At 33.6% G+C, this 3,533-nt stretch carries 3 protein-coding genes; 2 read left to right on the top strand and 1 reads right to left on the bottom strand.

Annotated features, from left to right (window positions below; all coding sequences use genetic code 11):
* On the top strand, positions 1 to 927 hold a 927-nt coding region (locus KKC53_05775), incomplete at its 5' end, for a DUF4070 domain-containing protein (GenBank protein MBU2598658.1).
* Positions 928 to 1,503: 576 nt separating this feature from the next.
* Positions 1,504 to 2,079 (top strand): thermonuclease family protein, encoded by a 576-nt coding sequence (locus KKC53_05780; protein MBU2598659.1) that lies wholly within the window; start codon positions 1,504 to 1,506, stop codon positions 2,077 to 2,079.
* A gap of 94 nt (positions 2,080 to 2,173) precedes the next feature.
* On the opposite strand, the gene KKC53_05785 is transcribed toward KKC53_05780, so the two are convergent.
* Positions 2,174 to 3,202, bottom strand: coding sequence for a DUF2157 domain-containing protein (locus KKC53_05785; GenBank protein MBU2598660.1), 1,029 nt, complete (start codon positions 3,200 to 3,202; stop codon positions 2,174 to 2,176).
* Between the last annotated feature and the right edge of the window lie 331 nt (positions 3,203 to 3,533).

The following is a 3,533-nucleotide window of genomic DNA, read 5'->3' on the forward strand; positions in this document are numbered from 1 at the left end:
ACCTTACTTTTTGGGCACAAGGTGCGAATAAAAACTAAAGACCAGATATTAGCAGAATTAGAGAGTCTATATTCACAGAACTGGAGGAGTGGAGTATTTATCGTTGATGATAACTTTATCGGAAATAAGGGAGAGCTAAAAAAGGAAGTTCTACCAGCTATGATTGACTGGATGAAGAAAAGAAAACATCCTTTCTCCTTTACAACACAGGTCTCAATAAATCTCTCCGATGACGAGGAACTTATTCAGTTGATGGTTCAGGCAGGGTTTAACGCAGTATTTGTTGGTATTGAAACTCCTAATGAAGAGAGCTTAGCTGAATGTGGGAAGTTTCAAAATAAAAATCGTGATCTAATAGCTTGTGTAAAAAAAATACAAAGGTTTGGTTTGCAAGTTCAAGGAGGATTTATTGTAGGTTTTGATAGCGATCCACTCTCAATTTTTGAAAGGTTAATTGAATTTATTCAAAAAAGTGGAATTGTCACCGCCATGGTTGGGTTATTAAATGCTCCTCGTGGTACCAAGCTCTACCAGCGCCTTGTAAAGGAGAATAGATTATTAAAAGATGTTTCTGGTGACAATACAGACCTTTCAATCAACTTTATCACCAAAATGAATTACGAAGTGCTTATAAGCGGCTATAAAAGAGTTCTCCGTACAATCTATTCCCATAAGCATTATTATGAACGGATCCAGACTCTTTTAAGAAACTTTAAGCCTTTACAAAAAAAGAAATATCAATTTCATCTCTGCTATCTTAAGGCATTCGTTAAATCTATATGGCTTCTTGGCATAAGGGGAAAAGGAAGGATTTATTATTGGAAACTCCTTTTCTGGTCTTTGTTTAAGCGTCCACAACTTTTTCCACTGGCAGTAACCTTTGCCATTTATGGATTCCATTTTCGTAAGATTTTTAAAAATTATTAAAATTCTCCTCCTTTCCACTCCCACTTCCCTTTCCCACAAGGGGAGAGGCTACCCCCCCTCACCCTTCCCTTTCCCACAAGGGGAGAGGGGGTATGATTAAGTTTTTAGTTTGATGAAATTTTAGCTTCATATTGATAAAAAATAAACTTCTACTTTAATGGAACTTTTTTATTTAATTCCTCCCTTGATGGCAGGTAGTTTAATAATGAACCTTTTTCCTTTAATTCCCCACCAAAAATTAAACTCATAAGGTTATTAGACAGTTATGGTTGGATTTATTAATGAGCATTTTTATTTAGTTCCCCTCCCTTGATGGGAGGGGGTAGGGGGAGGGTGTAGATTGAAATAAATATATATTATAATTAATGATATTAAATTAATAATAGGATAAATTATAATTACTAAAAAAGAGAGCCTTAAGTACAATTAAGACATTTTTAACAGAAAGCATTATTTATGAAATTATCTACTATATTTAAATTTTTAATTATTATAGCTATTTTAATATTTGTCCTTTACTATTTTACTGGATTTGAATTTTTGCCTTCTAAATTTAACCTCAGTGGCTTTGACTCTTTGACTAATAAATTGAATGAGTTACTAACAAACTTTAAAAAAGAGTTATCCAGAATAAAAGAGTTGATGACTGGGTTAGTAGAAACATTAAAGCAAGAGTTATTTGGAATAAAGAAGTTGTATGATTTGGTGAAAGACATTATTACTCCCCATTCAGAAGAATCTAATTCTGATTTTATTAGTGCTCATATTTTAAGAGTAATTGATGGTGACAGCGTAGTTGTAGAAATTGAAGGAAAGAACTATGAGGTTAGATATATTGGAATAGATGCTCCTGAAATAAGTGATTTAGACAAACCTGCTGAATTTATGGCAGAGGAAGCTTTAGAGAAGAATAAAGAGTTAGTTAGTGGAAAGATTGTTAAGTTAGAAAAAGATGTATCAGAAACTGACAAATATGATAGATTACTTCGTTATGTATATATTGAAGATGTGATGATTAATGCTGAATTAGTCAGACTCGGCTATGCTTATGCAAAATCCTACCCTCCAGATGTAAAATATGATGACCTTTTATTAAAGTGTCAGAGAGAAGCAAAAGAGAATAAGCTTGGGCTCTGGAGTCAAAATCAATAATCCTGTTATCCTTCCAATAGTACTTCGTATAACTTTAATCAAAAATTGTATAGTTTATACGATTTCTCAGATATGAATGACTATTAAAAAAAGCTTATTTAGAAACTTGTATACGCCTTCTTAGACGTCCTGTTCCTAACCCAACACCTATAAGGAGTACTCCTGTAATGAAGAGTGCAATTGGCATTCCGATTTTATCAGCGAAATGTTCAAAATTAACATATGTGATTATAAAAAGTAGGAAAGCTGCTCCACAATATAGAAAGATTCGGGACTGCTTTTTAACACTAATAACTATGAAAGCAATACTGGCTAAAAAGGCTATAACCACCATTATTATTTCCTGCCACCAGGTAAAACTGTATGTATCTGTAGCCAAAAACTGGGTGAAATTCAGGATTGTCAAAGCTCCAAATATTTGAGATATCCATACCAAACTTTTTTTCTCCCTCATCCGTAGCCACTCTGACAATACTAACCATAAACCACCAGCAATAAGACCAATCAATAGTAATGATAGATTTTCGTAGAAATGGTTAAAGCGTGGAATAATATTACCTAACCAACCAATGAACGATAATAGCAAGATACTGCCCCAGAGATGGAAAGCGATGCTCTGAGTAATGCTTGGGAGAAATATAAAAGCAGCTCCAGCTAGTACTGTTGCCAAAAGACAGCCCAAAAGTACCCAGGGGTCACTAGGCCCTAGCTCCTGTAAATTCATGAGGTCTAACTCATAAAAGATCACCCAAAAAGTTAGTCCACTCAGCAAACAACCACCTAACCACAAAGCCTGTGCTCCTCGCTTAAGATAAATACTATCAGAACTACGTAACAACCAACCCAGAACCAACATAATAATCGTAGGAATAAAAACAGAGAGTATTCTACCCACATTTCCCAATGCTTTCCAGTTCAGACTTACCAAGAAAGCTAATGATAGAAAGATAACCAAGCTACCCAGGTAAACAAAAATCTCATTAATCCTTACTCGACGAGCTGGCACAAATTCCATTGCGCTCTTTATTTCCCTCTGCTTCAAAGCTTCTGCCTGTTCATGCGAGATTAACCCCTCTCCTACCCACTCTTCAATCTTGTTTAACAAAGATTCTGACTTAACCATAACGTGCCTCCTTTCTTATAAAATTAAACTTTTACACTTTATTAAAAAATAATAAAAAATCCTCACCTAATTGTTCATCTTTTGTATATGTGTTTTAGTCAATTGTATATAAATTGTATACAAATTAAATTATATACGAATAAAAAAAAGATTCATAATTTTCTATAAAAATCTAATTCACTTTAATTATTTATCACACTGAAGCTTGTAGTTTGAATTAGCTTCCTTGATGGGAGTGGCTTGGGAGTGTTTTTACTTTAATTATCTATCCTACTGAATTTGTTACTTTTTTTAGAATTTATAAAAATTTTAAAAAAGTTATATAATTGTA

It is taken from the genome of Actinomycetota bacterium (assembly GCA_018830725.1).
Taxonomy (GTDB): domain Bacteria; phylum Actinomycetota; class Humimicrobiia; order JAHJRV01; family JAHJRV01; genus JAHJRV01.